Annotated in this window: 25 protein-coding genes; 11 read left to right on the top strand and 14 right to left on the bottom strand. The window is 58.8% G+C overall.

The features are described 5' to 3' along the window. Window positions 1-6 precede the first annotated feature (6 nt). Window positions 7-978, bottom strand: a complete 972-nt coding sequence (gene znuA / locus F3J41_RS14685; RefSeq protein WP_058757511.1) for a zinc ABC transporter substrate-binding protein ZnuA — start codon at window positions 976-978, stop codon at window positions 7-9. 77 nt (window positions 979-1,055) lie between these two features. Between znuA and znuC the strand changes: the two genes are divergently transcribed. After that, window positions 1,056-1,811: a zinc ABC transporter ATP-binding protein ZnuC gene (gene znuC, locus F3J41_RS14680; RefSeq protein ID WP_058774752.1), complete on the top strand. Its 756-nt coding sequence runs from the start codon at window positions 1,056-1,058 to the stop codon at window positions 1,809-1,811. Further along, on the top strand, window positions 1,808-2,593 hold the full coding sequence (gene znuB, locus F3J41_RS14675) for a zinc ABC transporter permease subunit ZnuB (protein ID WP_021509971.1): 786 nt from the start codon (window positions 1,808-1,810) through the stop codon (window positions 2,591-2,593). The genes znuC and znuB overlap by 4 nt, the downstream gene beginning before the upstream one ends. 6 nt (window positions 2,594-2,599) lie before the next feature. Here znuB and ruvB read toward each other — a convergent pair whose 3' ends face one another. From ruvB to aspS, 6 genes are all read right to left on the bottom strand, one after another. Beyond that, window positions 2,600-3,604, bottom strand: a complete 1,005-nt coding sequence (gene ruvB / locus F3J41_RS14670; RefSeq protein ID WP_021509970.1) for a Holliday junction branch migration DNA helicase RuvB — start codon at window positions 3,602-3,604, stop codon at window positions 2,600-2,602. Between the two features lie 8 nt (window positions 3,605-3,612). Continuing rightward, the gene (ruvA, locus tag F3J41_RS14665) at window positions 3,613-4,227 is read right to left on the bottom strand and encodes a Holliday junction branch migration protein RuvA (protein WP_021509969.1); all 615 of its coding nucleotides are present in this window, start codon (window positions 4,225-4,227) and stop codon (window positions 3,613-3,615) included. 154 nt (window positions 4,228-4,381) lie between these two features. Next, on the bottom strand, window positions 4,382-4,909 hold the full coding sequence (gene ruvC / locus F3J41_RS14660; protein WP_021509968.1) for a crossover junction endodeoxyribonuclease RuvC: 528 nt from the start codon (window positions 4,907-4,909) through the stop codon (window positions 4,382-4,384). Between the two features lie 37 nt (window positions 4,910-4,946). Then, a complete protein-coding gene (locus F3J41_RS14655) occupies window positions 4,947-5,690 on the bottom strand; it encodes a YebC/PmpR family DNA-binding transcriptional regulator (protein ID WP_021509967.1) in 744 nt (247 codons plus the stop codon). Window positions 5,691-5,931: 241 nt separating this feature from the next. After that, window positions 5,932-6,363 (bottom strand): dihydroneopterin triphosphate diphosphatase, encoded by a 432-nt coding sequence (gene nudB, locus F3J41_RS14650; RefSeq protein ID WP_058771222.1) that lies wholly within the window; start codon window positions 6,361-6,363, stop codon window positions 5,932-5,934. Next, window positions 6,363-8,144 carry an aspartate--tRNA ligase gene (aspS, locus tag F3J41_RS14645; RefSeq protein ID WP_166711646.1) on the bottom strand — a complete coding sequence of 594 codons (1,782 nt, stop codon included), beginning with the start codon at window positions 8,142-8,144 and terminating at the stop codon, window positions 6,363-6,365. Before aspS ends, nudB begins: the two co-directional genes overlap by 1 nt. Before the next feature lie 230 nt (window positions 8,145-8,374). Here aspS and F3J41_RS14640 point away from each other — a divergent pair, with 230 nt between their 5' ends. The 3 genes from F3J41_RS14640 (at window position 8,375) to cmoB (ending at window position 10,968) form a co-directional block, all read left to right on the top strand. Then, window positions 8,375-9,196: a DUF72 domain-containing protein gene (locus F3J41_RS14640; RefSeq protein ID WP_166711644.1), complete on the top strand. Its 822-nt coding sequence runs from the start codon at window positions 8,375-8,377 to the stop codon at window positions 9,194-9,196. A 78-nt stretch (window positions 9,197-9,274) separates the two neighbouring features. After that, the gene (gene cmoA / locus F3J41_RS14635; RefSeq protein WP_125310394.1) at window positions 9,275-10,003 is read left to right on the top strand and encodes a carboxy-S-adenosyl-L-methionine synthase CmoA; all 729 of its coding nucleotides are present in this window, start codon (window positions 9,275-9,277) and stop codon (window positions 10,001-10,003) included. Further along, the gene (gene cmoB, locus F3J41_RS14630) at window positions 10,000-10,968 is read left to right on the top strand and encodes a tRNA 5-methoxyuridine(34)/uridine 5-oxyacetic acid(34) synthase CmoB (RefSeq protein WP_021509962.1); all 969 of its coding nucleotides are present in this window, start codon (window positions 10,000-10,002) and stop codon (window positions 10,966-10,968) included. Before cmoA ends, cmoB begins: the two co-directional genes overlap by 4 nt. A 3-nt stretch (window positions 10,969-10,971) precedes the next feature. On the opposite strand, the gene F3J41_RS14625 is transcribed toward cmoB, so the two are convergent. The 3 genes from F3J41_RS14625 to cutC form a co-directional block, all read right to left on the bottom strand. After that, complete coding sequence (locus tag F3J41_RS14625; RefSeq protein WP_166711642.1) at window positions 10,972-11,592, bottom strand: LysE family translocator; 621 nt, start codon at window positions 11,590-11,592, stop codon at window positions 10,972-10,974. A 45-nt stretch (window positions 11,593-11,637) separates the two neighbouring features. Next, window positions 11,638-12,486: a hypothetical protein gene (locus F3J41_RS14620; RefSeq protein ID WP_058774577.1), complete on the bottom strand. Its 849-nt coding sequence runs from the start codon at window positions 12,484-12,486 to the stop codon at window positions 11,638-11,640. Between the two features lie 168 nt (window positions 12,487-12,654). Beyond that, a complete protein-coding gene (gene cutC / locus F3J41_RS14615) occupies window positions 12,655-13,407 on the bottom strand; it encodes a copper homeostasis protein CutC (RefSeq protein ID WP_021509959.1) in 753 nt (250 codons plus the stop codon). 85 nt (window positions 13,408-13,492) lie between these two features. Here cutC and F3J41_RS14610 point away from each other — a divergent pair, with 85 nt between their 5' ends. Then, window positions 13,493-14,632 carry a MalY/PatB family protein gene (locus tag F3J41_RS14610; protein ID WP_127834214.1) on the top strand — a complete coding sequence of 380 codons (1,140 nt, stop codon included), beginning with the start codon at window positions 13,493-13,495 and terminating at the stop codon, window positions 14,630-14,632. On the opposite strand, the gene F3J41_RS14605 is transcribed toward F3J41_RS14610, so the two are convergent. Next, window positions 14,629-15,189, bottom strand: a complete 561-nt coding sequence (locus F3J41_RS14605) for a VOC family protein (RefSeq protein WP_058774574.1) — start codon at window positions 15,187-15,189, stop codon at window positions 14,629-14,631. The two genes, F3J41_RS14610 and F3J41_RS14605, sit on opposite strands and share 4 nt — an antisense overlap. Window positions 15,190-15,502: 313 nt before the next feature. On the opposite strand from F3J41_RS14605, the gene F3J41_RS23580 reads away from it, so the two are divergent. Further along, window positions 15,503-15,625, top strand: coding sequence for a hypothetical protein (locus tag F3J41_RS23580; protein WP_007889544.1), 123 nt, complete (start codon window positions 15,503-15,505; stop codon window positions 15,623-15,625). Between the two features lie 166 nt (window positions 15,626-15,791). Continuing rightward, window positions 15,792-17,522 carry an arginine--tRNA ligase gene (gene argS / locus F3J41_RS14600; protein ID WP_127834215.1) on the top strand — a complete coding sequence of 577 codons (1,731 nt, stop codon included), beginning with the start codon at window positions 15,792-15,794 and terminating at the stop codon, window positions 17,520-17,522. A 50-nt stretch (window positions 17,523-17,572) separates the two neighbouring features. Here the strand turns inward: argS and F3J41_RS14595 are convergent, their stop codons facing one another. From F3J41_RS14595 to flhB, 3 genes are read right to left on the bottom strand one after another with little or no spacing between them, the layout of a single operon-like run. Beyond that, window positions 17,573-17,980, bottom strand: coding sequence for a flagellar protein FlhE (locus F3J41_RS14595; RefSeq protein ID WP_127834216.1), 408 nt, complete (start codon window positions 17,978-17,980; stop codon window positions 17,573-17,575). Then, window positions 17,980-20,067, bottom strand: coding sequence for a flagellar biosynthesis protein FlhA (gene flhA / locus F3J41_RS14590; RefSeq protein WP_021509954.1), 2,088 nt, complete (start codon window positions 20,065-20,067; stop codon window positions 17,980-17,982). The genes F3J41_RS14595 and flhA overlap by 1 nt, the downstream gene beginning before the upstream one ends. Next, window positions 20,060-21,211, bottom strand: a complete 1,152-nt coding sequence (gene flhB / locus F3J41_RS14585; protein WP_021509953.1) for a flagellar biosynthesis protein FlhB — start codon at window positions 21,209-21,211, stop codon at window positions 20,060-20,062. The genes flhA and flhB overlap by 8 nt, the downstream gene beginning before the upstream one ends. A gap of 639 nt (window positions 21,212-21,850) precedes the next feature. Between flhB and F3J41_RS14580 the strand changes: the two genes are divergently transcribed. The 3 genes from F3J41_RS14580 (at window position 21,851) to tssM (ending at window position 25,753) form a co-directional block, all read left to right on the top strand. Beyond that, complete coding sequence (locus F3J41_RS14580; RefSeq protein ID WP_021509952.1) at window positions 21,851-22,342, top strand: hypothetical protein; 492 nt, start codon at window positions 21,851-21,853, stop codon at window positions 22,340-22,342. Between the two features lie 85 nt (window positions 22,343-22,427). Further along, entirely contained in the window at window positions 22,428-23,639 is a 1,212-nt protein-coding gene (icmH, locus tag F3J41_RS14575) for a type IVB secretion system protein IcmH/DotU (RefSeq protein WP_058780675.1), read from the top strand. Beyond that, complete coding sequence (gene tssM, locus F3J41_RS14570) at window positions 23,639-25,753, top strand: type VI secretion system membrane subunit TssM (protein ID WP_166711640.1); 2,115 nt, start codon at window positions 23,639-23,641, stop codon at window positions 25,751-25,753. The genes icmH and tssM overlap by 1 nt, the downstream gene beginning before the upstream one ends. Window positions 25,754-25,756: the final 3 nt, after the last annotated feature.

Genomic DNA, 25,756 nt, shown 5'->3' with positions numbered 1-25,756 from the left:
ATTCCTCTATGCTCCATTCAGGCAGCTCGCATACTGGCTTGACAGCTGTGAGAGGAATTTCACGTAGCTGTCTTTGGTTAAGCTGATTCCCATGCCTAACGGGTCGAGGGTGCCTTTACGCACGCTGGTTCCGCGAGACACGGCATCGATGACCGCCGGCCTGAATTGTGGTTCAGCAAAAACGCAGACTGCTTTCTGCTCAACCAACTGTGTTCGTATTTGATGTAAACGCTGGGCGCCCGGCTGGATCTCAGGATTGACGGTAAAATGACCTAATGGTGATAAACCGTAATGTTTCTCAAAGTAGCTGTAAGCGTCGTGAAAAACGAAATAACCCTTGTTCCGTACCGGCGCGAGTTGTGCGCCAATCCGTTTGTCTGTGTCCGCCAATTGTGCCTCAAACTGCTGCAGGTTGGCGTCAAGTTTGGCTTTGCTTTGCGGCATAAGTTCCAATAATTTTCCGTGGATTGCAACAGCAGATTGTTTCGCAATCTCCGGCGACATCCACAGGTGCATATTAAACTCGCCGTGGTGATGATGAGTATGAGACGGGTCCTGGTTCTCAGAATTGTCTGAGTCATGGTCGTGATCGTGACCGTGCTCATGTTCGTCCTCATCTTCACCACCGCTAATCAATAGCGGTTTTACGCCAGGCAAGGCGGCAATTTCAAGGTTTTTACTGGCTGGTAACTCTCCGGCGGACTTCGTCAGAAAGGCTTCCATCTCCGGACCGGTCCATACTACTAAGTCAGCGTTTTTAATACGTTTTACATCGGATGGCCGTAAGGCATAATCGTGCTCTGAGGCACCGTCCGGCAGCAATACTTCAACCGGCGTAATGCCATCGGCAATGGCGGCTGCGATAAATCCGAGAGGCTTGATTGAAGCCACCACCGCAGACTGCGCGGAAAACGTGGTGGCGAGGCTTAACGTCGCCGCAGAAAGGGTAAAAGCCAGGCGCTTTTTATTGTGTAACATAATGCGTCATTCCATCGTGACCAGGTGATGGAATGTGATATTATAACATTCGAAATTCAATGCAACCCGTAAATATCATGTCGTCACTTGTTACACTCGAAAACATTTCGGTGAAGTTTGGCCAGCGTGCGGTGCTGGCAGGCATCAGCCTGTCGCTGCAGCCGGGCAAAATTCTCACCCTGCTGGGTCCCAACGGAGCCGGCAAGTCCACGCTGGTGCGCACGGTACTCGGCCTGCTCACGCCAGACAGCGGCAGCGTCCGCCGCGCGCCGGGGCTGCGTATTGGCTATGTGCCGCAAAAGCTGCACATCGATCCGACGCTGCCGATCAGCGTTGAGCGCTTTATGCGTCTGACGCGCGGCAGTCGCCGTGATGATATTTTGCCGGCGCTGAAGCGGGTGCAGGCCGGCCATCTGCTGCAGTCACCGCTGCAAAAACTGTCTGGTGGTGAAACGCAGCGCGTGCTGCTGGCGCGCGCCCTGCTCAACCAGCCGCAGCTGCTGGTGCTGGACGAACCGACGCAGGGCGTGGATGTTAACGGCCAGGTGGCGCTCTACGATTTGATCGATCAACTGCGACGCGAGCTCAACTGCGGCGTGCTGATGGTGTCGCACGACCTGCATCTGGTGATGGCAAAGACCGACGAAGTGCTGTGCCTCAACCATCACATCTGCTGTTCCGGCACGCCGGAAGCCGTCTCGCAGCATCCGGAATTTATCGCCATGTTTGGCCCGCGCGGCGCACAGCAGCTGGCGATCTACCGCCATCACCATAATCACCGTCACGATTTACAGGGACGCATTGTTCTGCGCAAAGGAAACGGCCCGTCATGATTGAACTGTTATTACCCGGCTGGCTGGGCGGCGTATTGCTGGCCCTGGCGGCCGGTCCGCTCGGCTCTTTTGTCGTCTGGCGCCGCATGTCCTATTTCGGTGATACCCTCGCCCACGCCTCTCTGCTCGGCGTGGCGTTTGGTCTGCTGCTCAACGTGAACCCCTATTATGCGGTGATTCTGGTGACAGTGTGCCTGGCGCTCGGGCTGGTGTGGCTGGAGCGACGCCCGCATCTGGCGATCGATACGCTGTTAGGGATTATGGCGCACAGCGCGCTGTCGCTGGGTCTGGTGGTGGTCAGTCTGATGCAGGGCGTGCGCGTTGATTTGATGGCCTATCTGTTTGGCGATTTGCTGGCGATCACCCCGGATGATTTGTCGCTGATGGCGGGCGGCGTGGCAATCGTGCTGGTGGTGATGGCGTGGCAATGGCGTTCGCTGCTGTCGATGACCATCAGTCCGGAGCTGGCGCAGGTGGACGGCGTAAACATTCAGCGTACCCGCCTGATGCTGATGCTGGTAACCGCGCTGACCATTGGTGTGGCGATGAAATTTGTTGGCGCGCTGATCATTACTTCACTGCTGATCATTCCGGCCGCCACGGCGCGACGCTTCTCGCGTTCGCCAGAACAGATGGCCGGCTTTGCGGTGCTCATCGGCATCATTGCCGTCACCGGTGGCCTGACTTTCTCTGCCAGCTACGACACCCCGGCCGGTCCGTCGGTGGTGCTGTGTGCTGCGGTACTGTTCATTATCAGCATGGCAAAAAAACCGGCGGCGTGACGCCGGTTACTCTTCGCGGCTGATGCCGAAATGCTTATAGGCGTGCTGCGTGGCCATCCGGCCGCGCGGCGTGCGCTGAATAAAGCCCTGCTGGATCAGGAAGGGTTCGATAACGTCCTCAATGGTTTCACGCTCCTCACCAATCGCCGCCGCCAGATTATCCAGCCCCACCGGACCGCCCATGAACTTGTCGATAATCGCCAGCAGTAGCTTGCGGTCCATATAGTCGAAGCCCTGATTGTCCACATTGAGCATATCCAGTGCGCTGGCGGCGACTTCGCCACTCATGTTGCCACTGGCGCGCACTTCGGCGAAGTCACGTACACGGCGCAGCAGGCGGTTGGCGATACGCGGCGTACCGCGCGCACGGCGCGCCACTTCCAGCGCGCCCTCTTCGCTCAGCGTCAGCCCCAGGCAGGCGGCGCTGCGTCCGACGATGTGCTGCAGATCCGGCACATTGTAGAACTCCAGGCGCTGCACAATCCCAAAGCGATCGCGCAGCGGTGAGGTGAGCGAGCCTGCGCGGGTGGTAGCGCCAATCAGGGTGAACGGCGGCAAATCCAGTTTGATCGAGCGCGCTGCAGGTCCGTCACCGATCATGATATCCAGCTGATAATCTTCCATCGCCGGATACAGCACCTCTTCCACTACCGGCGACAGGCGATGAATTTCATCGATAAACAAGACGTCGTGCGGTTCAAGGTTGGTGAGCATCGCCGCCAGGTCACCGGCCTTTTCCAGCACAGGACCGGATGTGGTGCGCAGATTGACGCCCATCTCATTAGCTACGATATTGGCCAGCGTGGTTTTGCCCAGCCCGGGCGGACCAAAGATCAGCAGGTGGTCCAGCGCATCGCCGCGCAGTTTGGCGGCCTGGATGAAAATCTCCATCTGCTCTCGCACCTGCGGCTGCCCGACATACTCCGTCAGCAGTTTGGGGCGAATCGCGCGGTCGAGGCTCTCTTCCTCAGTGAATGAACTGCCCGAGACCAGGCGGTCGGCTTCAATCATGCATTACCTCAAATAGCAGCGCGCAGGGCTTCGCGAATCAGGGTTTCACAATCCGCATCTGGTTTGCCAACCTTGCTGACCATACGGCTGGCTTCCTGCGGTTTATAACCCAGCGCTACCAGCGCCGCAACTGCTTCAGCCTCGGCGTCGTTGTTATCCTGCTGTGCCGACGGCGTGGTCAGGGTAAACGCCGAGTCGCCGCCAAACAGGTCGCCGTGCATGCCTTTGAAGCGATCTTTCATCTCAACCACCAGACGCTCAGCGGTTTTCTTGCCCACGCCCGGCAGCTTCACCAGCGAGGCGATCTCTTCGCGCTCCACCGCCGTGACAAACTGCTGCGCTGACATGCCGGAAAGAATCGCCAGCGCCAGTTTGGGCCCGACGCCGTTGACTTTGATCAGCTCACGGAACAGCGCCCGCTCCTGCTTACTGTTAAACCCGAACAGCAGCTGCGCATCTTCCCGCACCACAAACTGGGTGAAGATAATTGCTTCCTGGTTGATGTCCGGCAGCTCGTAAAAGCAGGTCATTGGCAGGTGCACTTCGTAACCCACACCGTGCGCCTCAATCAGCACCAGCGGCGGCTGTTTTTCCAGAATAATGCCTCGTAAACGACCAATCACCTGAGCAATTCCTTAGTGTATGTGTAAGCGTCTGAATCATCGGCCTCCTGCCACACCGCGCTCAACCGCGCGCCTGCTGGAGGTAAAATGTCGGCTATGTATATCATAAAAAAGGCTGGATGCATATCCAGCCTATTGAATGGCCACGCTTTTGCTAACCGGATCGCAAACGTCCGCGCGTCAGCACCAGTTTGCTGTCGCTCATGCGCGCCGCATTCTGGCTGACGTGGCAATGGGTGATGGCGATGGCCAGCGCATCGGCGGCATCCGCCTGCGGATTGGCCGGCAGTTTGAGCAGCGTGCGCACCATGTGCTGCACCTGGCTTTTTTCCGCGCTACCGATGCCGGTTACCGTCTGCTTCACCTGACGGGCCGCATACTCAAACACCGGCAGATCAAGGTTGACTGCTGCGACAATCGCCGCGCCACGCGCCTGCCCCAGCTTGAGCGCCGAATCCGCGTTCTTCGCCATAAACACCTGCTCAATGGCGAAGTAATCCGGCGCGAACTGGGTGATGATTTCGCTGACGCCAGCGTAAATCAGTTTGAGGCGGGAAGGCAGATCGGTGACGTTAGTGCGGATACAGCCGCTGCCCAGATAGCTGAGCTGGCGGCCGGTCTGGCGGATGACACCGTAGCCGGTGACGCGCGAGCCGGGGTCAATCCCGAGTATTATCGCCATAGCGCGTCTCCGTATTGCAGGGGGGTGCGTAACGCCATTACAGCGTTTCCGCTACCTCATCAGAAATTTCACCGTTATGGTAAACTTCCTGCACATCATCACAATCTTCCAGCATGTCGATCAGACGCAGCAGTTTAGGAGCCGTCTCGGCATCCAGTTCCGCTTTGGTTGATGGAATCATCGACACTTCAGCACTGTCGGCTTTCAGACCAGTGGCTTCCAGTGCATCGCGCACGCTGCCCAGCTCTTCCCACGCGGTAAAGACGTCAATCGCGCCATCGTCATAGCTCACGACATCTTCTGCACCGGCTTCCAGCGCCGCTTCCATCACAGCATCTTCGTCCTGGCCTGGCGCGAAGGAGATCACGCCTTTCTTGCTGAACAGGTAAGAGACCGAACCGTCGGTGCCGAGGTTACCGCCGGTTTTGCTGAAGGCGTGACGCACTTCGCCCACGGTACGGTTACGGTTATCACTCAGACACTCCACCATGACCGCAGAGCCGCCCGGACCGTAACCTTCATAGATGATGGTTTCCATGTTGCTGTCATCTTCACCGCCGACGCCGCGCGCGATCGCACGGTTCATGGTGTCACGCGTCATGTTGTTGGACAGGGCTTTGTCCATCGCTGCGCGCAAACGCGGGTTGGAGCCGGCATCGCCACCGCCCAGCTTGGCCGCTGTCACCAGCTCGCGAATGATTTTGGTGAAGATTTTACCGCGCTTGGCGTCCTGAGCCGCTTTGCGGTGCTTCGTGTTTGCCCATTTACTGTGTCCAGCCATCTTACATATTCTCCGATCTTTAACAGGGTGCAGGCTATCTTGCTGGCAATCTTGTTCCCCGGCAGTGCGCGCAATCCTCACGTACTCATGTACGCTCCGGTTGCTGTGCGCTGGCGGTGAACAACCTTGCTGCGCCGATGACGCCTGACTGTTCTATTTTAGCGGTGCAAATCTTTCGACTTATACCGTATGTCTGTAATTTAACGATAAAACCACCGGAAAAACGCGCGGTGGCGGGCATTCAGATAAATTCGTCGATTGCCTGACGATTACTCCACGAGCGGGTTAGTGCGGCGGCGGCGGCCGGTGTCAGCCACTGTGCGGCGAGATGCTCGCTCAGCAGTGGCTGGCGTTCGGCGGGCAGCGCCAGCCGGAACCAGTGTTCCCGGTTATGCGTGATACCCGGCGCATAGCGATGGCGATAGTGCGGAAAGATCTCAAACTCAATCTGTTTGTGGCAATCTTCCAGCACCAGCCCCTCTGCGGCAATATCAATCGCCAGCTCTTCAGCCACTTCGCGCTGCGCCGTTTGCGCCGGCGTTTCGCCCGGCTCCAGGCTGCCGGTAACCGACTGCCAGAAGCTGGGGTCATCGCGCCGCTGCAGCATTAACACCCGGCCGGTATCTTGCGCAAAAATCACCACCAGCACCGATACCGGGTGTTTATAGCCCATTATTTCGTCTCTGGAGTGACTTTCTTCGGCGCGATCTGGATACCGAGGTCAGCCAGCGCCGCTGGGTTGGCTTCGCTTGGTGCTTCGGTCATCAGACAGGCCGCCGCGGTGGTTTTCGGGAACGCAATCACATCGCGGATATTGTCGGTGCCGGTCAGCAGCATGGTCAGACGGTCAAGGCCGAATGCCAGACCTGCGTGCGGCGGGGTACCGAACTTCAGCGCATCCAGCAGGAAGCCAAACTTCTCACGCTGCTCTTCTTCGCTGATGCCCAGAATGCTAAACACTGTCTGCTGCATATTGCCGCTGTGGATACGCACCGAACCGCCGCCCACTTCATAACCGTTGATCACCATATCGTAGGCGTTAGCCACCGCCTGCGTCGGATCGGCCGCCAGCTGTTCCGCGGTCAGCGCTTTTGGCGAGGTAAACGGATGGTGCATCGCCGCCAGGCCGCCCTCGTCGTCCTCTTCGAACATCGGGAAGTCGACCACCCACAACGGAGCCCAGGCTTTATCATTGGTGATTTGCAGATCACGGCCCACTTTCAGGCGCAGTGCACCCAGTGCATCCGCCACCACTCTGGCACGGTCGGCGCCGAAGAAGATCAGGTCGCCGTCCTGCGCGTCGGTACGCTGCAGAATAGCTTCAACGATCTCCGGCGTCAGGAATTTGGCCACCGGGCTCTGCACGCCGTCGAAACCGCTGGCGCGCGCATTGATCTTCATCCACGCCAGACCTTTGGCACCGTAAATGCCGACAAAGCTGCCGTATTCGTCGATTTGCTTACGCGTCAGCGCGGCACCGCCCGGCACGCGCAGCGCCGCGACGCGACCTTTCGGGTCGTTTGCCGGGCCGGCGAACACCTGGAATTCGACGTTTTTCAGCAGGTCAGCAACGTCCACCAGCTCCATCGGGTTACGCAGGTCTGGCTTATCGGAACCATAGCGGTTCATCGCTTCGGCGAAGGTCATCTGCGGGAAGTCACCGAGGTCGACGCCTTTGATGTCCAGCCACAGCTCACGGATCATCTGCTCCATCATGCTGCGCACCTGCTCAGCGCTCATGAACGAGGTTTCCACGTCGATCTGGGTGAACTCCGGCTGACGGTCTGCACGCAGGTCTTCGTCACGGAAGCATTTGACGATCTGATAGTAGCGGTCAAAACCAGACATCATCAGCAGCTGTTTGAACAGCTGCGGTGACTGTGGCAGCGCGTAGAATTTACCTTTGTGCACCCGGCTCGGCACCAGGTAGTCACGCGCGCCTTCCGGCGTGGCTTTGGTCAGCATCGGGGTTTCGATGTCGAGGAAGCCTTCACCGTCCATAAAGCGGCGCACAAAGCTGGTAATTCTGGCACGGGTTTTCAGACGCTGCGCCATTTCCGGACGACGCAGGTCGAGGTAGCGATAGGTCAGACGCGCTTCTTCGCTGTTGGTCTGGTTAGAATCCAGCGGCAGCGGTTCTGCGCGGTTAATGATGTTCAGCTCATGGGCGAACACTTCGATGTCACCGGTTGCCATGTCGCTGTTGCGGTTTTTCTCTTCACGCGCACGCACAGTACCGGTGATCTGGATACAGAATTCATTACGCAGTTCAGACGCCAGCTGGAAAGCCTGCTGATGATCGGCATCGAAAAACACCTGCGCGATGCCTTCGCGGTCACGCATATCGATAAAAATCAGGCTGCCGAGATCGCGACGGCGATTGACCCAGCCGCAGAGAGTAACTTGCTGACCCACATGAGACAGATTGAGCTGTCCGCAATATTCTGTACGCATAACGTATCCTTTTAACTTCGCCGCTGCTGCCAGACAGCATCAGGCCGCGTAACCTTCTGAGATGCTGCCGCAAAAAAGGCGGCTATTATAATGGAAAATGGCAGGCAGGATAAGCAGATCCCGCGCAAAGCGGACAAATCGTCAGCGTTTGCCGCGCGATCGGTTCCTGACCGTGGCAAAACCAGGTAACGTACGGCGCATTTTCCGCGCCACAGCAGGCAGGAGCAGTTTTGACACTTCGTATTGGATTACCGCAATGGCAGCACGCCAACTGGAAAGTATTGGGTATCGAAACCCTGGCGGATTACGCCCGGCTGTTCGGCTGCGTCGAAGGCAACACCACGCTTTACGCGCTGCCCAGACCCGAAGTAGTGCAGCGCTGGTATGACATGACTGACGACGCCTTTCGCTTCTGCTTTAAATTTCCTGACACCATCAGCCACAAAGCGGCGCTGAAGAACTGCGATGAGCTGGTGAATGAATTTTTGCGCCTGCTGGATCCGCTCAGCCAGCGCATCGGCCAGTACTGGCTGCAGCTGCCCGCCGCCTTTTCACCGGCGCAGCTGACAGATTTATGGGCGTTTCTCGATCGCCTGCCGCGCAGCTTTCACTATGGCGTTGAAGTGCGCCATGCGGCCTTTTTTGCCAAAGGCGAGGCCGAGCGCGCGCTGAATCGCGGCCTGCATCAGCGCGGGGTTAATCGGGTGATTCTCGACAGCCGTCCGGTGCACGCCTCTGCCTCGCTCAGCCCGGCCGCCGTGCATGCGCGCGCGCAAAAGCCGCGCGTGCCGACGCACGCGGTGCGCACTGCCGGACAGCCGATGGTGCGCTTTATCGGCAGCGACAGCGTGGAGGAGAGCCTGCCGCTGTTTGATGTCTGGCAGCAAAAACTGGCGGACTGGCAGCACGACAGCGACCCGCTGCTGTTTATCCACACGCCGGATATGGGCGCGGTGTTTCCGCTGCTACAGGCGCTGTGGCCGCAGCTGCAACAGCTGGAGCCGACGCTGCGCCCGCTGCCCGCCTGGCCACAGCAATCCAGCCTGTTCTAAACGCAGGGAAACGGGTGCAGCCTGCGGCAGTTTCTGCCAGAATAGCGCCCTTTCCGTTTTCTCTCCGGATAATTCATTATGTCTGACCGCGATACGCTATTCTCCGCGCCCATCGATAAACTGGGCGACTGGACCTTTGACGAGCGCGTGGCTGAAGTCTTTCCCGATATGATTCAGCGCTCGGTGCCGGGTTACTCCAACATCATTTCGATGATTGGCATGCTGGCAGAACGCTTTGTGCAGCCCAATAGCCAGGTTTACGATCTCGGCTGCTCGCTGGGCGCGGCCACGCTGGCGGTGCGCCGCAATATTAAGGCACCGGGTTGCCAGATTATTGCCGTCGATAATTCACCGGCGATGGTGGAACGCTGCCGCCGACACATCGACGCCTTCCGCGCCGCTACGCCGGTGCAGGTGCTGGAAGCGGATATCCGCGATATCCACATCGAAAACGCCTCACTGGTGGTGCTCAACTTTACCCTGCAGTTCCTTGAGCCGGACGCGCGCCTGACGCTGCTGCAGAAAATCGCCGCCGGCCTCAATCCGGGCGGTGCGCTGGTGCTGTCGGAAAAGTTCAGCTTTGAAGATGCCGACGTCGGCGAACTGCTGTTCAACATGCACCACGACTTTAAGCGCGCCAACGGCTACAGCGAGCTGGAGATCAGCCAGAAGCGCAGCATGCTGGAGAACGTGATGCTGACGGACAGCGTGGAAACGCATAAAGCCCGCCTGAAAAGCGCCGGCTTTGCCCATGCCGAATTGTGGTTCCAGTGCTTTAACTTTGGCTCACTGGTGGCGTTGAAATGATTGATTTTGGCCGTTTTTATCAGCAAATCGCCACCGGCCCGCTCGCCAGCTGGCTGGAAGTGTTGCCGGCGCAGGTCGCCGCCTGGCAGCGTGAAAACCTGCACGGACATTTTCGCAACTGGGAGAAGTCGGTCGACAATCTGCCGCTGCTGGTGCCGCAGCAGCTCGATCTGCTGCACAGCGTCAGCGCGCAGCATGACGCGTTAACCGATCGCCAGCGCGCCGGCATCGAAAAGCTGCTGCGTAACCTGATGCCGTGGCGCAAAGGGCCGTTTTCGCTCTACGGCTGCGACATCGACACAGAATGGCGCTCCGACTGGAAGTGGGACCGCGTGCTGCCGCATATCTCTTCGCTGGCCGGTCGAACCGTGCTGGATGTAGGCTGCGGCAGCGGTTATCACATGTGGCGCATGATTGGTGCCGGCGCGCAGCTGGTGGTCGGTATCGATCCGATGCAGCTGTTCCTGTGCCAGTTCGAAGCGGTGCGTAAGCTGCTGGGTGACGATCGCCGTGCGCATCTGCTGCCGCTGGGCATTGAGCAGTTGCCGGCGCTGCAGGCGTTCGATACCGTGTTCTCCATGGGCGTGCTCTATCACCGGCGTTCGCCGCTCGACCATCTGCTGCAACTGAAAAATCAGCTGGTCAGCGACGGCGAACTGGTACTGGAAACGCTGGTGATTGAAGGCGATGAAAACGCGGTGCTGGTGCCGGGTGAACGCTATGCGCAGATGCGCAACGTTTACTTTATTCCGTCTGCGGCGGCGCTGAAAAACTGGCTGGAGAAGTGCGGTTTTGTCGATGTGCGCATCGCCGATTACGCCATCACCTCGGTGGAAGAGCAGCGTCGCACCGACTGGATGACCAGCGAATCGCTGGCGGAGTTCCTCGATCCGCACGACAGCAGCAAAACGATTGAAGGCTATCCCGCCCCGCTGCGTGCCGTGCTGGTGGCGCGCAAACCGTAACGCTTAACGCCGCGACAGCGCCAGCTTCGCGGCGAAACCAATAAACACGCAGCCGGTCAGGCGATCCATCACTTTTAACACTGCCGGACGGCGCAGATGACCGGCAAAGTACTGGCTGCCGCTAATCAATACCGCGTTCCACACTAAGCCTATCACCATGTGGGTGAGCGCCATCAGCGTGCACCACAGTGCCACCGATCCGCCGGCCGGGATAAACTGCGGCAGAAAAGTGACGTAAAAAACCCCGACTTTGGGATTGAGCAGGTTACCGGTCAGGCCACGCGCGAAGCAGGTCAGATAGCGCTCTTCCCGCTTTTGCCCCTGCTGCCCGCTGGCCACCGTGCTGCGCGGGTTAAGCAGCAGTCTGACGCCGAGATACAGCAGGTACACGGCACCGATGCCTTTCAGCAGGTTATAAGCCATTTCCGAAGCCAGCAGCAGCGCGCCTAAGCCCAGCCCGACCGCCACGCCCCACACCAGACAGCCGAGCGTAACGCCCAATGCCGTCGCCGAGGCACGCTGCCAGCCCTGCGCAGCCGCCGAACGCAGCACCAGCGCGGTATCGAAGCCGGGCGTCAGCGTAAGCAGGGTAATGGCGAAAAGGAATGAAATAATCAGTGTCATGATGGGCTCCCGGGTTGTGCACAGAACAGCATACGCGACGGCGCATCAATTGTCCGTTGCCGGACGATCCCAATACTGATATTTGTAGGCCGAACTCAGATGCCGCTCAATGGTGCCTTTGGCAAACACTTCCGTCTCATGCAAATAGCTCAGCGTGCAATTGCCCACCTCGTCCCACAACTGGCACTCATCCACCGACCGCAGAGTGCTGACCGGCGTGGTCGAGGTGCCGTGCAGCCGCAGTTCGCGCAATTGATTATCGTAGCTGTAGGTATCTTTACTGCGCGCGCTGGTGGATGCCACCACCAGCCCCTGCGGATTCCAGCGCCAGGTATTCTCGCCGTTGGTCAGTTCATCGCTGCCACGCGCGATACTTTTTTCCAGCCGGAAGTGTTTATCGTAGCGGTAAGTGGTATCGGTAAAGCCCTCTTTCCCCATGCTGGTAAATTTGTCCGAGGCGCTGATGATGTTGCCGTGTTGCCCCATCTGCCAGCTGATGGTGCCCTGTCGGCTATCCACCACTTCCTCTTTGCCCGCGCGGGTCACTTTAACCAGATAAGCATAGTCAGCCACCCAGCCGCGCTGCACGCGCGCGATATGCTGCTCCATGCTCAGCACCACGTTGCCTTCGCTTTTGTCATAGGTGATGTCAGCCACCATCAGATCGCCGCACTGGTCAAACTGACCGAGCACGCGCTTCTGCGAGTTGACGTCTTTACCAAACTCCCCGGCCACCACCTGGCGCACCGCGCCTTTGGCGTCGCCGCCCAGCATAATCCAGTTGTTGCTGCTGGTGATGTTTTTGCTCAGCGGCGGGCAGGTGCTGCTGGCGGCCAGCGCCGCGCCGGCAACGGGGAACAGCAGAATCACAACAGCATAAGGGAGGGATTTCATCAGCGTTATCCGCGCGTTAAGCCATAGAGTAATCAAAGCATCTTTTTCACCAATGCGCTATTCATGGCGAAGCGGCAGACAAAAAGAACCCCAGCAAGGAACTGGGGTTTGGTACTTGCAAACATCACGTCAGGTTTTCGGCGTGCTGCGCGGCAAAATTGGTACGGGTCAGGCGACCCGGTCAACGCTCATCTGCATCATGCTCTTCATGGCTTCGACGACATCGCCATCGACACAGGAGCGGCTGAATTCATCGGTTTCCGCTTCAGAACACATCGAGACACCGGCTTTACGGTAGCGCATCGGTGACGCGACGGCACGGCTGGCGGAGCTGTGGACTTCCTGCAATCCGCTGTCGAGGAACTTTTGCAGATTGCTGAGGCGCACGCCTGCCCCTGCCATAATGATTGGACCGGTGCTGTATTCATTTAGTTCCCGTAATAATGCAATTCCGGTTTCAGCGCTCTGCTGCTGACCGGAAGTCAGAATGCGGGCGATCCCTAAATCAGTCAGCACCTCCAGCGAACGCTTCGGGCTGTGGCACAAATCAAAGGCGCGATGGAAGGTCACCGCCATGCCGTCGCACAGCGCCATAATCTGCTGCATGCGAACCGTGTCGACGTGCGCATCTTCGTCCAGCATGCCAATCACCAGGCCAGGAAAACCCAGCTCGCGAATGCGCGCCACGTCCGATTTCATCACCTCAAATTCGCGTGCGGTGTAACAAAAATCGCCGCCGCGCGGCCGCACGATCGGGTGGACCGGAATGGTCAGTTCACGTTGTGCGGCTTCCAGCATACCCGCCGAAGGTGTCAGTCCGCCTTCACGTGGAGCACTGCACAGCTCCACGCGATCGGCACCGGACGCCTGCGCAGTCATTGCGCAGTCGATGCCATAGCAACAAATTTCCAGTTTCGTCATACCTTGCTCCTTTTCATGACTGCTGGCTCGGGAGGAGTGCATCAGTTAGTCTGCTCATTCAGACAGTTTACGTGGAAAGCGCACTATGGCATTCGATTTTGATCAAGGGATAGACCGTCGTCACAGCGATAGTTTGAAATGGCACAAATATGGTGATCGCGATGTGCTGCCTTTGTGGGTTGCCGACACCGATTTTCGCTCGCCGCCGTGCATCATTGAGGCCATTAAACAGCGTGCCGACCACGGTGTTTTCGGCTATGGCGCGACGCCGCACGGTTTGATTGATATCACTATTTCCCGCTTAGCCCAGCGCTATGGCTGGCAGATTGAGCCAGAATGGATTGTGTTGCTGCCGGGCGTGGTGAGCGGCCTGAATTTATCGGTCCGGGCATTTACCGAGTCGTCGCAGAGCACCGTGGCACCGACGCCGATTTATCCGCCATTTCGCGCGGCGGCGCGGCTGGCGCAGCGCGCGCAGATCAATCTGCCATTGCAGTTACAGCAGGATCGCTGGGCGATGCAGCTGGATGACAGCCAGATGCAGGGTAACGAGCGCCTGCTCATGCTGTGCAATCCGCAGAATCCGGGCGGCACCGTCTACCGCCGTGATGAGCTGGAGGCGCAGCTGGCCTTTGCCCAACGCCACGATTTGCTGGTGTGCTCTGATGAAATCCATTGTGACCTGCTGTTAACGCCCGGCGTACAGCACATTCCGTTTGCCTCGCTGAGCGAAGACGCAGCCCAGCGCAGCATCACCCTGATTTCGCCGTCTAAAACCTTCAACATCGCCGGGCTGGGTGCGTCCATGGCCATTATCCCTCATCCCGAACTGCGGAAACGCTTTAAGCAGGTGCGTGAAGGCATCGTACCGGGCGTGGATATTCTGGCGCTGGTGGCGGCGGAAGCCGCATGGCGCGACGGTGATGGGTGGCTGGCGGACCAGCTGGTTTACCTGCGCACCAATCGTGACTGGCTGGTGCAGCAGGTGAATGCGCTGCCGGAACTCAGCATGGTCGCGCCAGAGGCCAGCTACCTCGGCTGGATTGACGCCAGCCAGCTGGATGTCGCCAGCCCGGCGCTGTATTTCGAAAAACACGGTCTCGGTTTCTCGCCGGGCCGTGATTTCGGCGACGATCGCTTCGTGCGCTTCAACTTTGGCTGCACGCACGCCACCCTGCAGCAGGCGGTATCGCGCCTGCAGCAGGCGGTGGCAGCGCGGCGCTAAGCCTGTTCGCTGGCAACGATCTCCTCCAGCCGCCACGGATGAAACTTGATGGTAGTCTGCCCGTCCGTCACCGCTAAGGTCGGATTGGGCAGACGTTCATTTTCGCCCTGCGGCGTGCTGGTTTTAAACGCGATGCCCGGCTGCGTCAGCGCCTCGTCTGCCAGCAACGCCATCGCACGCATGCCCAGCGTTTCCGGCTCGCCGCGCAACACAATTTCCACATGCTCCCAGCCTTCATGGCGATACAGCTTCTCACCGGGCCACGGCAGCTCGATCACATCCACCTGCCAGCCCGCAATGCGCAGCGGCTGATGCAGCTTAAACAGGCAGATCGGCCGTCCATTAATCATCGCTTCGGAAAACTGATCGCCGATTTGCAGTAACCCGGCTTTCCAGCGTTCTGCCGTGGCGAACTGGTGACAGCGCACTGCCACGTGGTCCGCCTCATGCTGCGTGAGATCCAGGCCGAGGCGTGCCGCAAAATGTTGCAAAGCCTGTTCAAATCGGGACAGGTCTTGTTTTAAGTCACTCAGTTCTGAAGGAAAATCCAGATTCATACGTTAAATACCTCAAACTCAGTTCAGATCTTTTAATCAATAAAAAAACAGGGCTGCCGCAGCTTTCGCTTGACAAAATGCTCGGATTCATCCGATTTCACGCCAAAAACCTTCAAAAACCGCATAAACCGCCCCTCTCTTTCGGATTAATCGCGTAATCAGGTCCACACGTTACTTTATAAAAGTGCCTTAACCAACTGTTATTATTAACAATAGTTAATACAATGAGATAACTCTTATTTACCCGTCAATCAATTGCAGTAGCTGACCCTTTCTTATAAATTTGGGTTTCACAACTACAAGGAATGGCCCTATGTCTATGCTCATTGTTGTCGCGGTCCTGATAGCCTTGATGGGATTTGCAATTTCCCGCCACTGGAAGGTGCGTGAAGACAAAAGCGTTAAAAATCCCCGTCGCCACCCGCGCCGCCGTTAACCGGCGCGCGGGCCTGCGTCCACCGGCAGCCATAACCGATTGCTGACGCACCCCAACATTTCACGTATACTTCCCCTCTTATTTTTTCCGTCCCGACACGCACGCGGGATGACGACATCGGCTCGCCCTCAGCTGGCGGGCCTTTTCAGCATATGAAGGTAACGCGGTGAATATTCAGGCTCTTCTTTCCGATAAAGTCAGTCAGGCGATGGTGGCGGCAGGCGCACCGGCCGATTGCGAACCGCAGGTTCGTCAGTCTGCAAAAGTGCAGTTCGGCGATTACCAGGCGAACGGTATCATGGCCGTGGCGAAAAAGCTCGGTCAGGTGCCGCGCCAGCTGGCTGAGCAGGTAGTTCAGCATCTGGATCTGGCTGGCATCGCCAGCAAAGTCGACATCGCCGGTCCCGGCTTTATCAACATCTTCCTCGACCGCCAGTGGCTGGCACAGCAGGCCGCGCAGGCGCTGCAGCTGCCACGCCTGGGCGTCAGCGAAGTGACACCTCAGACTATCGTGATTGACTACTCGGCGCCTAACGTGGCGAAAGAGATGCACGTCGGTCACGTGCGATCCACCATCATCGGTGATGCCGCAGTGCGCACCCAGGAGTTTCTCGGTCATCACGTCATCCGCGCTAACCACGTCGGTGACTGGGGCACACAGTTTGGCATGCTGATCGCCTATCTGGAGAAGCAGCAGAACGAGCACCATGAAGATATCGCGCTGGCTGACCTTGAAGCCTTCTACCGCGAAGCGAAACGCACCTATGACGAAGACGAAGCCTTCGCCGAGCGCGCCCGCGGTTACGTGGTGAAACTGCAGGGTGGCGACGAATATTGCCGCGCCATGTGGAAAAAGCTGGTGGATATCACCATGAGTCAGAACCAGCAGGTGTATGACCGCCTTAACGTCACCCTGACGCGTAAGGATGTGATGGGTGAAAGCCTGTATAACGACATGCTGCCGGGCATTGTCGCCGATCTGCGCGAAAAAGGGCTGGCGGTGACCAGCGAAGGCGCCACCGTGGTCTTCCTTGATGAGTTTAAAAACAAGGAAGGTGAACCGATGGGCGTGATCATCCAGAAGAAGGATGGCGGCTATCTCTACACCACCACCGATATCGCCTGCGCCAAATATCGCTATGAAACGCTGCATGCCGATCGCGTGCTGTACTACATCGATTCCCGCCAGCATCAGCATCTGCAGCAGGCGTGGACCATCGTGCGCAAAGCGGGCTACGTGCCGGAGTCAGTGCCGCTGGAGCACCATGCGTTCGGCATGATGCTGGGCAAAGATGGCCGTCCATTTAAGACGCGCAGCGGTGGCACCATCAAACTTTCCGATCTGCTGGATGAAGCCGTTGAGCGCGCCCATGCGCTGGTCAGCGAGAAGAATCCGGAGATGAGCGCGGCAGAGCTGAAAGAACTGGCGGAAGTGGTCGGCATTGGCGCGGTGAAATACGCCGACCTGTCGAAAAGCCGCACCACCGATTACATCTTCGACTGGGACAACATGCTGGCGTTTGAAGGCAACACCGCGCCGTACATGCAGTATGCCTACACGCGTGTGCTCTCGGTATTCCGTAAAGCGGGCATTGAGGCAGACAGCCTGTACGGTGATATCATCCTGACTGACGAGCGCGAAGCGCTGCTGGCGACCCGTCTGCTGCAGTTTGAAGAGACCATCACCCAGGTTGCGCGCGACGGCACGCCGCACGTGATGTGTGCTTATCTGTACGATCTGGCCGGTCTGTTCTCGGGCTTCTATGAGCACTGCCCGATTCTCTCCGCCGAAGAGGAAAACGTACGCAACAGCCGTCTGCAGCTGGCTGCGCTGACGGCGAAAACCCTGAAGCAGGGGCTGGATACGCTGGGCATCAAAACCGTCGAGCGAATGTAAGCCTAAAAAAACCCGCTGCGGCGGGTTTTTTATTGGCTATTGGCTATTTGCTATTGGTAATTGACCATCACTTCACTGCTCACCACCCGCAGGCCGGGCGGCAACGCGCCCTGCCCCTGAAATCCGAAAGCCAGATGCAACGTTTCATCGGCTGCCACGTTGGCGAGGCCGCGCGTGCTGCCGCTGGCGCCGTCCAGCTCCACGCAGCGCTGACTGGCGCACAGCCGCACCACCAGACCGGATGGCGCCGGGCGGCTCAGCGTGTAGCGCCAGTTCACCACCGAAATAGTCCCTGGAGCCGCCGAGGGCGCTTTAAGCGCCGGCGACAGCAGCCAGTTGCCGCGCACGCCAAGGCTCGGGCCGCTGGCGCTGGCCTGCCACGCACCGCTGGCGGCTTTGCCCGTTAGCGGCAGCGCCAGCAGCGTCGCCAGCAGCCATGAGAGCGTCACGCCGCGCATTATTTGCCGCCTATGGTAGCAGTCATGCGGATCTGCCGGTTATCGGTCAGCTCCATATTAGACAGCACCACCAGCTGCGGCAGGTTACGGCGCAGGAAGCGCGCCAGCAGCGCCCGCAGCGGATGGTTAACCAGCAGCACCGGCGGCGCACCGGTCATCTCCTGCTGCTGCAGCGCGGCCTGCGCCTGCATCAGCAGTCGATCGGCAAGACCCGGTTCCAGACCGCCACCACCCTGCAGCGCCTGCAGCAGCAGACGTTCCAATGTGGCATCCAGTCCAATCACCTGCACTTCGCCGTTGCCCGGGAACCACTGCTGGGTAATCGCGCGGCCCAGCGCGACGCGTACCACGCTGGTCAGTTCCTGCGGATCGTTCTGCACCGGCGCATGTTCGGCCAGCGTTTCGATAATGGTGCGCATGTCGCGAATCGAAACGCGTTCGGTCAGCAGATTTTGCAACACTTTATGCAGCGTGGTCAGGGTAATCACGCCCGGCACCAGATCTTCCGTCAGCTTTGGCATCTCCTGGGTGACGCGGTCCAGCAGCTGCTGCGCTTCCTGACGCCCAAACAGCTCGCTGGCGTACTGGCCGATCAGGTGATTAAGGTGGGTAGCCACCACGGTACTGGCTTCCACTACGGTGTAGCCCTGAATCTGTGCCTGCTCTTTCAGCGCGCTGTCGATCCAGATGGCCGCGAGGCCAAACGCCGGGTCAACCGTCGCTTCACCCGGCAGCGTGCCCGCCGCCGTGCCCGGGTTGATCGCCATCCAGCGTCCCGGATAAGCATCGCCGCTGCCAATCTCCACGCCCTTCATCAGGATGCGATAGCGCGCCGGCGGCAGCTCCATGTTGTCACGAATGTGCACCACCGGTGGCAGGAAGCCGACCTCCTGCGCCACCTTTTTACGGATACTGCGGATACGCCCGAGCAGCTCGCCGTTTTGCAGATGATCGACCATCGGAATCAGGCGATAGCCCACTTCCATACCGAGCGAATCTTCCAGCTGGACGTCGGTCCACGAGGCTTCGACCGTGGCCGGCGTCTCCTGCGTTTTCACCACGCTGGAGGCTTCACTTTGCTTCTTCGGCTGCATTTCGCGACCGCGCAGCCACCAGGCCAGGCCGAGCAGCGCCGCGGTGAACAGCAGGAACACAAAGTTCGGCATGCCGGGCACCAGGCCCAGCAGGCCAATCACGCCGGCGCTCAGCATCAGCACGCGTGGATTGTTAAACAGCTGGCCCACCATCTGTTCGCCGACGTCCTGATCGGTGCTGACGCGGGTAACGATGACACCGGCAGCGGTCGAGATCACCAGCGCCGGGATCTGCGCCACCAGGCCGTCACCGATGGTCAGCAGCGTATAGGTTTCCCCGGCGTGGCCGAGATCCATACCGTGCTGCACCACGCCCACCAGCAGGCCGCCGATCACGTTGATCACCATGATCAGGATGCCGGCGATGGCGTCGCCGCGCACAAACTTACTGGCACCGTCCATTGAGCCGTAGAAGTCCGCTTCCTGGGTCACCTCGGTGCGCCGGCGTTTGGCTTCGTCTTCACCAATCAGGCCGGCGTTCAAATCGGCATCGATCGCCATCTGCTTGCCGGGCATACCATCCAGCACGAAACGCGCGCCCACTTCGGCGATACGTCCGGCACCTTTGGTGATGACCATGAAGTTGATGATCACGAGGATGATGAATACCACGATACCAATGGCGAAATTACCGCCGACGAGGAAGTGACCAAAGGCTTCAACCACACGCCCGGCGGCATCAGCACCCGTATGCCCTTCCAGCAGGATGATACGCGTTGAGGCGACGTTCAGCGCCAGACGCAGCAGCGTTGAGAACAGCAAAATGGTCGGGAAGGCAGCGAATTCCAGCGTGCGCTGGGTGAACATCGCCACCAGCAGCACCATGATGGACAGCGCAATGTTGAAGGTAAACAGCAGGTCAAGGATGAACGCCGGCAGCGGCAATACCATCATTGACAGAATCAGCATGATCAGCACCGGACCAGCCAGCACCTGCCATTGCGTGTCTTTAAAATTGCCCGGTAAACGCAGCTTTTCGGCCAGATTAGCCATGGTTGGTGTTCTCTCCTGCAAAGTCCATCTCTGCCGGGACCGGCAGATGTTTTGGTTTGTTTGGAATCAGGCCGCCTTCACGCTTCCAGCGTCGCAGCTGCCAGACCCACGCCAGCACTTCTGCCACGGCGGCATAGAGCGCGCCGGGAATAAACTGGCCAATTTCCGTATGACGATAGAGCGCACGCGCCAGCGGCGGCGCTTCCAGAATCGGTACGCGGTGCTCTTTTGCGATTTCACGAATGCGCAGGGCAATGTCACCGGCGCCTTTGGCAATCACTTTCGGCGCGCTCATCTTGCCTTCCTGATACTGCAGCGCCACCGAGTAGTGCGTCGGGTTAGTCACGATGACGTCCGCCTTCGGTACGTCGGCCATCATGCGGCGGCGGGCGGCGGCACGCATCGCCTGGCGGATACGCCCTTTAACGTGCGGGTCGCCTTCGTTCTGCTTGTGTTCATCGCGAATTTCCTGGCGCGTCATGCGCAGCTTTTTGAAGTAGCTGTAGAGCTGCCAGAACACATCAAAGCCAACCATCGGGATCAGACCCAGCATCACCAGCGCGCAGCTGATGGCGGTCATCGACAGGCCATGCTGCAGCGCATTCACAGGCGATTCGCTCATCAGGCGCAGCATCTCCTGCCAGTGACTCCACAGATACCAGCCAGCCACCAGCGCCACCAGCACCGCTTTGAGGATCGCCTTCACCAGTTCCGCCCACGTCTGACCGGAGAACATGCGCGCAATGCCCGGTAACGGGTTGAGCTTTTTGAAATCGAATTTGATGGATTTTCCGCTGATGTTGATTCCGCCCAGAATCATCGGCGCGGCGATGGCAACGATCACCAGCCCGGCCATCAGCGGCAGCAGCGCGATCACCGCCTGCATCACCAGGTTGCCGATGTGCGAGACGATAATTTTATCGTCGTTGACCATGCCGTGGTCGAAGCGGAAGCCGGTGGCCACCATGCTGGCCAGCCGTTGCGCCATATTGTGGCCGCCCAGCCAGATGATCAGCAGCCCGGCCAGCAGCATCAGTACCGAAGTCAGCTCGCGCGAACGCGGAATCTGCCCCTCCTGCCGTGCTTTCTCAAGTCGGTGGGGGGTGGGCGATTCTGTTTTGTCCTCGTTGCTCTCTTCAGCCACGACATACCTCAGCTGGCAGGAATTCTGAGCATAGGATGCCAAAACCCTTCGGGTCTAAAGCGCGGATTAAGCGAGAAAAAGATGGGTTTATTTAGCCATAAGTGAAATCAGGACCTGCGCTAACCTGGTGCGGGCCAATCACCAGCGAACGGTTCCGCGACCTTTGCTGCGTAATACGGTTAAGTGGTGGAGCAAGCAAAAGCCGTGCCGGACTGGCTGGGTTAAAGACGTGGCTGCGCCCGGAAATTCCGAAAATCATAAAATTGTTTCGCCGCGCAATCTTTTTTTATCTGAAAAAATAGATAAATCTTATTTACCAATTCCCTTAAGCACCATCAGGGGGTAAATGTCGCGCCGCACACCAGCCGCGCTTGCTTACGCAAATAAATTAATGCAGCTTATCTATCGTCCCAGCCAGAACTATCGCGGCGTGCCGTTAAGGCGTTTTTTCGCCCGGTAGCACGGGATTTGCCGCGGTGCAATGGTTTGAATTCTCAAAAGTCTTAGGTAGACTTAAGTCAGCACTATCTTTCTGTAATTTGACTGTTTTTTAGTGGCCTTCTCACTGCATAATCTGCCCGCCCGCTGAGTGCGTGCCGGATACAACTCTGCAGCGACACTGATGAAAATTTGAGGATCATGGTGAATAAGAGTCTCTTGCTAACGCTGCTGGCGGCTTTAACGCTGGCGGGATGTAAAGCGCCTCCACCGCCCGTGACGGATGACACCCTGGTCACCAGCGAAGTGAACGGCGTAAAACTGGTTCATCGTCATGCAGTGGCAGCACCCGGTGAATTTACCCCGGTGAATGAGAGCTTTCGCGCGCTGTATGCCGCCTCTGTGATGACCCTGCCGGATTACGGCGGCAAAGTGGTCCGTTATCTGGATAACGCCCAAACCTTTGAGGTGCTGGGTCGCGTCGAGCACAACTGGCTGGCGATTGCAGAAGAACCCAGCGGTCAGCTGATTGGCTACGTGCCCCCCAAAGCTGGCGTGGAGAGCAGCCGCTATGATGCCACGCTGCGCAGCGACCGGCCGCGTCCCCGTCGTACTAAACAGGTCTGCGTGGCCGTGGGCGGCGCTAGTAAAGCATGCCGCACCAATGATACCGCGACCTGGATCTTAGACTGATGATGCAATCCGGCGCATATTGCCCGCAGCACACCGCTGCTTTGCGGGCTAACCGTTCCGTTATTGCCAGGATAATCGAGATTTAATGACTCAGGACTCCCTTGCCCGCGATGGCATTGTCGCGGGCAACGATAACCTTTTGCTGAATGCCGCAGCACCGATTCTGAATGCCGTCGTGCGTATACGGCAGGCGGCGACGCACGACGATCCCGCCGGCCTGCGTCAGCTGCTGATTGAAGAGATCCGCCAGTTCGAGCAACGCTGCAAGCAGGCGGGTTTGCCATTTGAGATGATCATCGGTGCACGCTACTGCCTGTGTAGCGTGCTGGACGAAGCGGCGGCGCAAACCCCCTGGGGCACGCGCGGCGTCTGGTCCGGCAACGGCATGCTGGTGACCTTTCATAACGAAAGCTGGGGCGGCGAAAAAGTGTTCCAGCTGCTGTCGCGCGTGTCGCAAAGCCCGCAGCAGCATTTATGGCTGCTGGAAGTGATTCACTACTGCCTGCTGCTGGGCTACGAAGGGCGCTATCGCGGCAGCGACAGCGGACGCGCACAGTGTGAAGGCATCCGTAAACGGCTGGCGCAGCTGATTACGGAAACCCGCCCGGCGACACCACCGCGCGCGCCGCTGGTGGAAGTACATCCGCTGGTCAGCACCCTGACGCGGCCAATGGTGCCACTGTGGGCCTGCGTCACGCTGGCTACGCTCATTGCCTGTCTGATCTACAGCGGGCTCAACTGGCGGCTGGGCAATGCGGCCGAACCGCTGCTGCGCGCCATCTATCAAACCCCGCTGCCGCAAATCATGCCGGGCCGCCGCCCCACCTCACCGCAGGCGCTGCTCGATCTGCATCAGCGTCTTAACGACGTGATTGCCGCAGGCCAGCTGGAAGTGAGCGACGGTGCCTTTGGCAGCAAGGTGATCATCCCTGCGGACAAGCTGTTTGCGCCGGACGGTACGGTGGTAAACCAGGTTGGCCGCGCGCTGCTGGCGCACGTGGCCAGCGCGATGAAGACGGTAAAAGGCACGGTGCTGGTATCGGTCTATACCGATAATCGTCCGGTGGATGGCCGTTTCGCCTCCAGCTATGAATTCTCCTTCGCTCGTGCCCGTGCCGTTACGCAACTGCTGAATACGCAGCTGGCGGACGGTCACAGCGTTAAAGCCGAAGGCCGTGGCGACAGCAATCCGCTCTTACCCAATGACAGCAATGAAAACCGCGCCCGCAATCGCCGGGTGGAGATCACCCTGTTTGCGGCACCGGAAACCCTCGGCAATCATCAGGGAGGCCAGTGATGCGCGCATCACTCCAACATCTGTTAACCCATCGCCTGCTGTGGGGCCTGATTGGCGTCACGGCACTGAGCTGCGTGCTGTGGATGCTCGGTCCGCTGTGGAGCTGGGGCGATACTCGTCCACTGGAGCCGGTATTCCCGCGCCAGCTGGCGGTCGGCCTGCTCTATTTCTGCTGGGTACTGTTCCAGTTTATTCCCGCCATCTGGCGCGGCTGGTTTAACAGCAAGCTGCTCAATCGCCTGCAGGAAATGAGTCACGAAGAAGCGTCCGATCGCCAGGCGACCGAGACGCTGCTGACCCAGCGCTTCAGCGAAGCGGCGCTGCGGCTGAAACGCACCCAGTTTGGTCGCCGGCATCAGAAAAGCTGGCTGGCGCGTTTTCAGAGTCACTATCTGTATCAGCTGCCGTGGTACGTGATGATCGGCGCGCCCGGCGCCGGTAAAACCACCGCGCTGCTGAATGCTGGTCTGGAGTTTCCGTTAACTGACAGCCTCGGCAAAGAGGCGGTACGCGGCGTCGGCGGCACGCGTCACTGCGACTGGTGGTTCACCGACAGCGCAGTTTTAATCGACACCGCGGGCCGTTACGCACTGCAGGAGAGCCAGCGCGCGCGCGACGGCGCCGAGTGGCATAACTTCATAAAACTGCTTAAGCGCTACCGCACGCGCCAGCCAATCAACGGCGTGATCATGACCATCAGCGTGGCCGACCTGCTGACCGATTCCGCCGAGGCACGTCACGCCCAGGCCAGCGCGCTACGCAGCCGCATGGTCGAGCTGCATCAGCAAACCGGCATTCACTTCCCGGTGTATGTGATGGTCACCAAAACCGACCTGCTGAAAGGGTTTATGAGCTTTTACGGCAACCTGAGTAAACCGCAGCGCGATGCCATCTGGGGCTTCACCTTCCCGTGGGAACCGGGCAAGCCGCATAAAGATGACTGGCACCGCAGCTTTAGCGAGCGCTTTCAGCAGCTGGAGCAGCGTCTGCAGCAGCAGCTGGCCGACGTGATGGCTGGCGAGCGCGATCTCACCCAGCGCGCCGACAGCTTCCTGTTCCCGCAGGAATTCAGTTCGCTGCGTCCGTTACTCAACGAATATCTCGACGTGGTGTTTTCCCGCCATCAGGATGAGATTGCCTGGTCGGCGCGCGGCCTGTTCTTCACCAGCGGTACCCAGGAAGGCCTGCCGTTTGACCGCATCATGGGCGAACTCAACCGTAAGCTACAGCTGCCACACACCGGCGAGTCGAGCCTTGCCGCGTGGGACAGCGTTAACCGCAGCAATCCGATTCCGGGTACCAAAGGCCAGAGCTTCTTTATTCGCGACCTTTTAAGCGACCTGGTGTTCCGCGAAAGCGGCCTTGCCGGCAGCAACCGTCACTGGGAGTATCGTAACCGGCTGCTGCACTGGATCGGTTACGGCGCGCTCACCGGCGCGCTGGTGCTGCTCTCCGGTTTGTGGCTCACCAGCTACGTACAGAATCAGCGTTATCTCGATCAGGTCGCGGCGCGTATCGGGCCGATTACCGCGCAAAGTCAGCAGGTTATTCATCAGCCAGCCGATAATATTTTTGATCTGCTACCCTTCTTAAATAACCTGGTGAAACTGCCGCTGTCGGTGCATTTTTCTCTCGACAATCCACCGCTTACCATGCGCGCTGGACTGTATCGCGGTAACCAGGTGAGCGATGCCGCATGGGTGCTTTATCAAAATGCGCTTAAGTCTTTACTGCTGCCGCGCGTGGCCCAGCAAATCACCAACCTGCTGCGTGACGATCCCGGCACCGACAATGACTACAGCCGCAATGCGCTGCGCGCTTATCAGATGCTGTATCAGCCGCGTAACTACGACGGCGAATTTCTGCGCGGCTGGCTGATGCAAAATCTGCAGCGCACGCTGCCGGACAATGTCAGCGCGCGCGATCTGCAGCAGCTTGACTGGCACCTTAGCCAGCTGCTCGATCAGCAGATTCAGTCGTCGCCTTATGCGCGCGACAATGCGCTGATGATGCGTAAGCTTGCGGAAAATCTGAAAAATGCCGGTCAGAATGGCCGTATGCTGGCGGTTGCGCCACACACCGTATCGCAGCGATTGACCGGACACAGTGAGTAATGG

The sequence above is a fragment of the Pantoea sp. Ap-870 genome, assembly GCF_011752515.1.
In the GTDB taxonomy this organism is placed as follows: Bacteria; Pseudomonadota; Gammaproteobacteria; order Enterobacterales; family Enterobacteriaceae; genus Pantoea; species Pantoea dispersa.
This window is presented reverse-complemented; position numbering and strand designations above follow the sequence as displayed.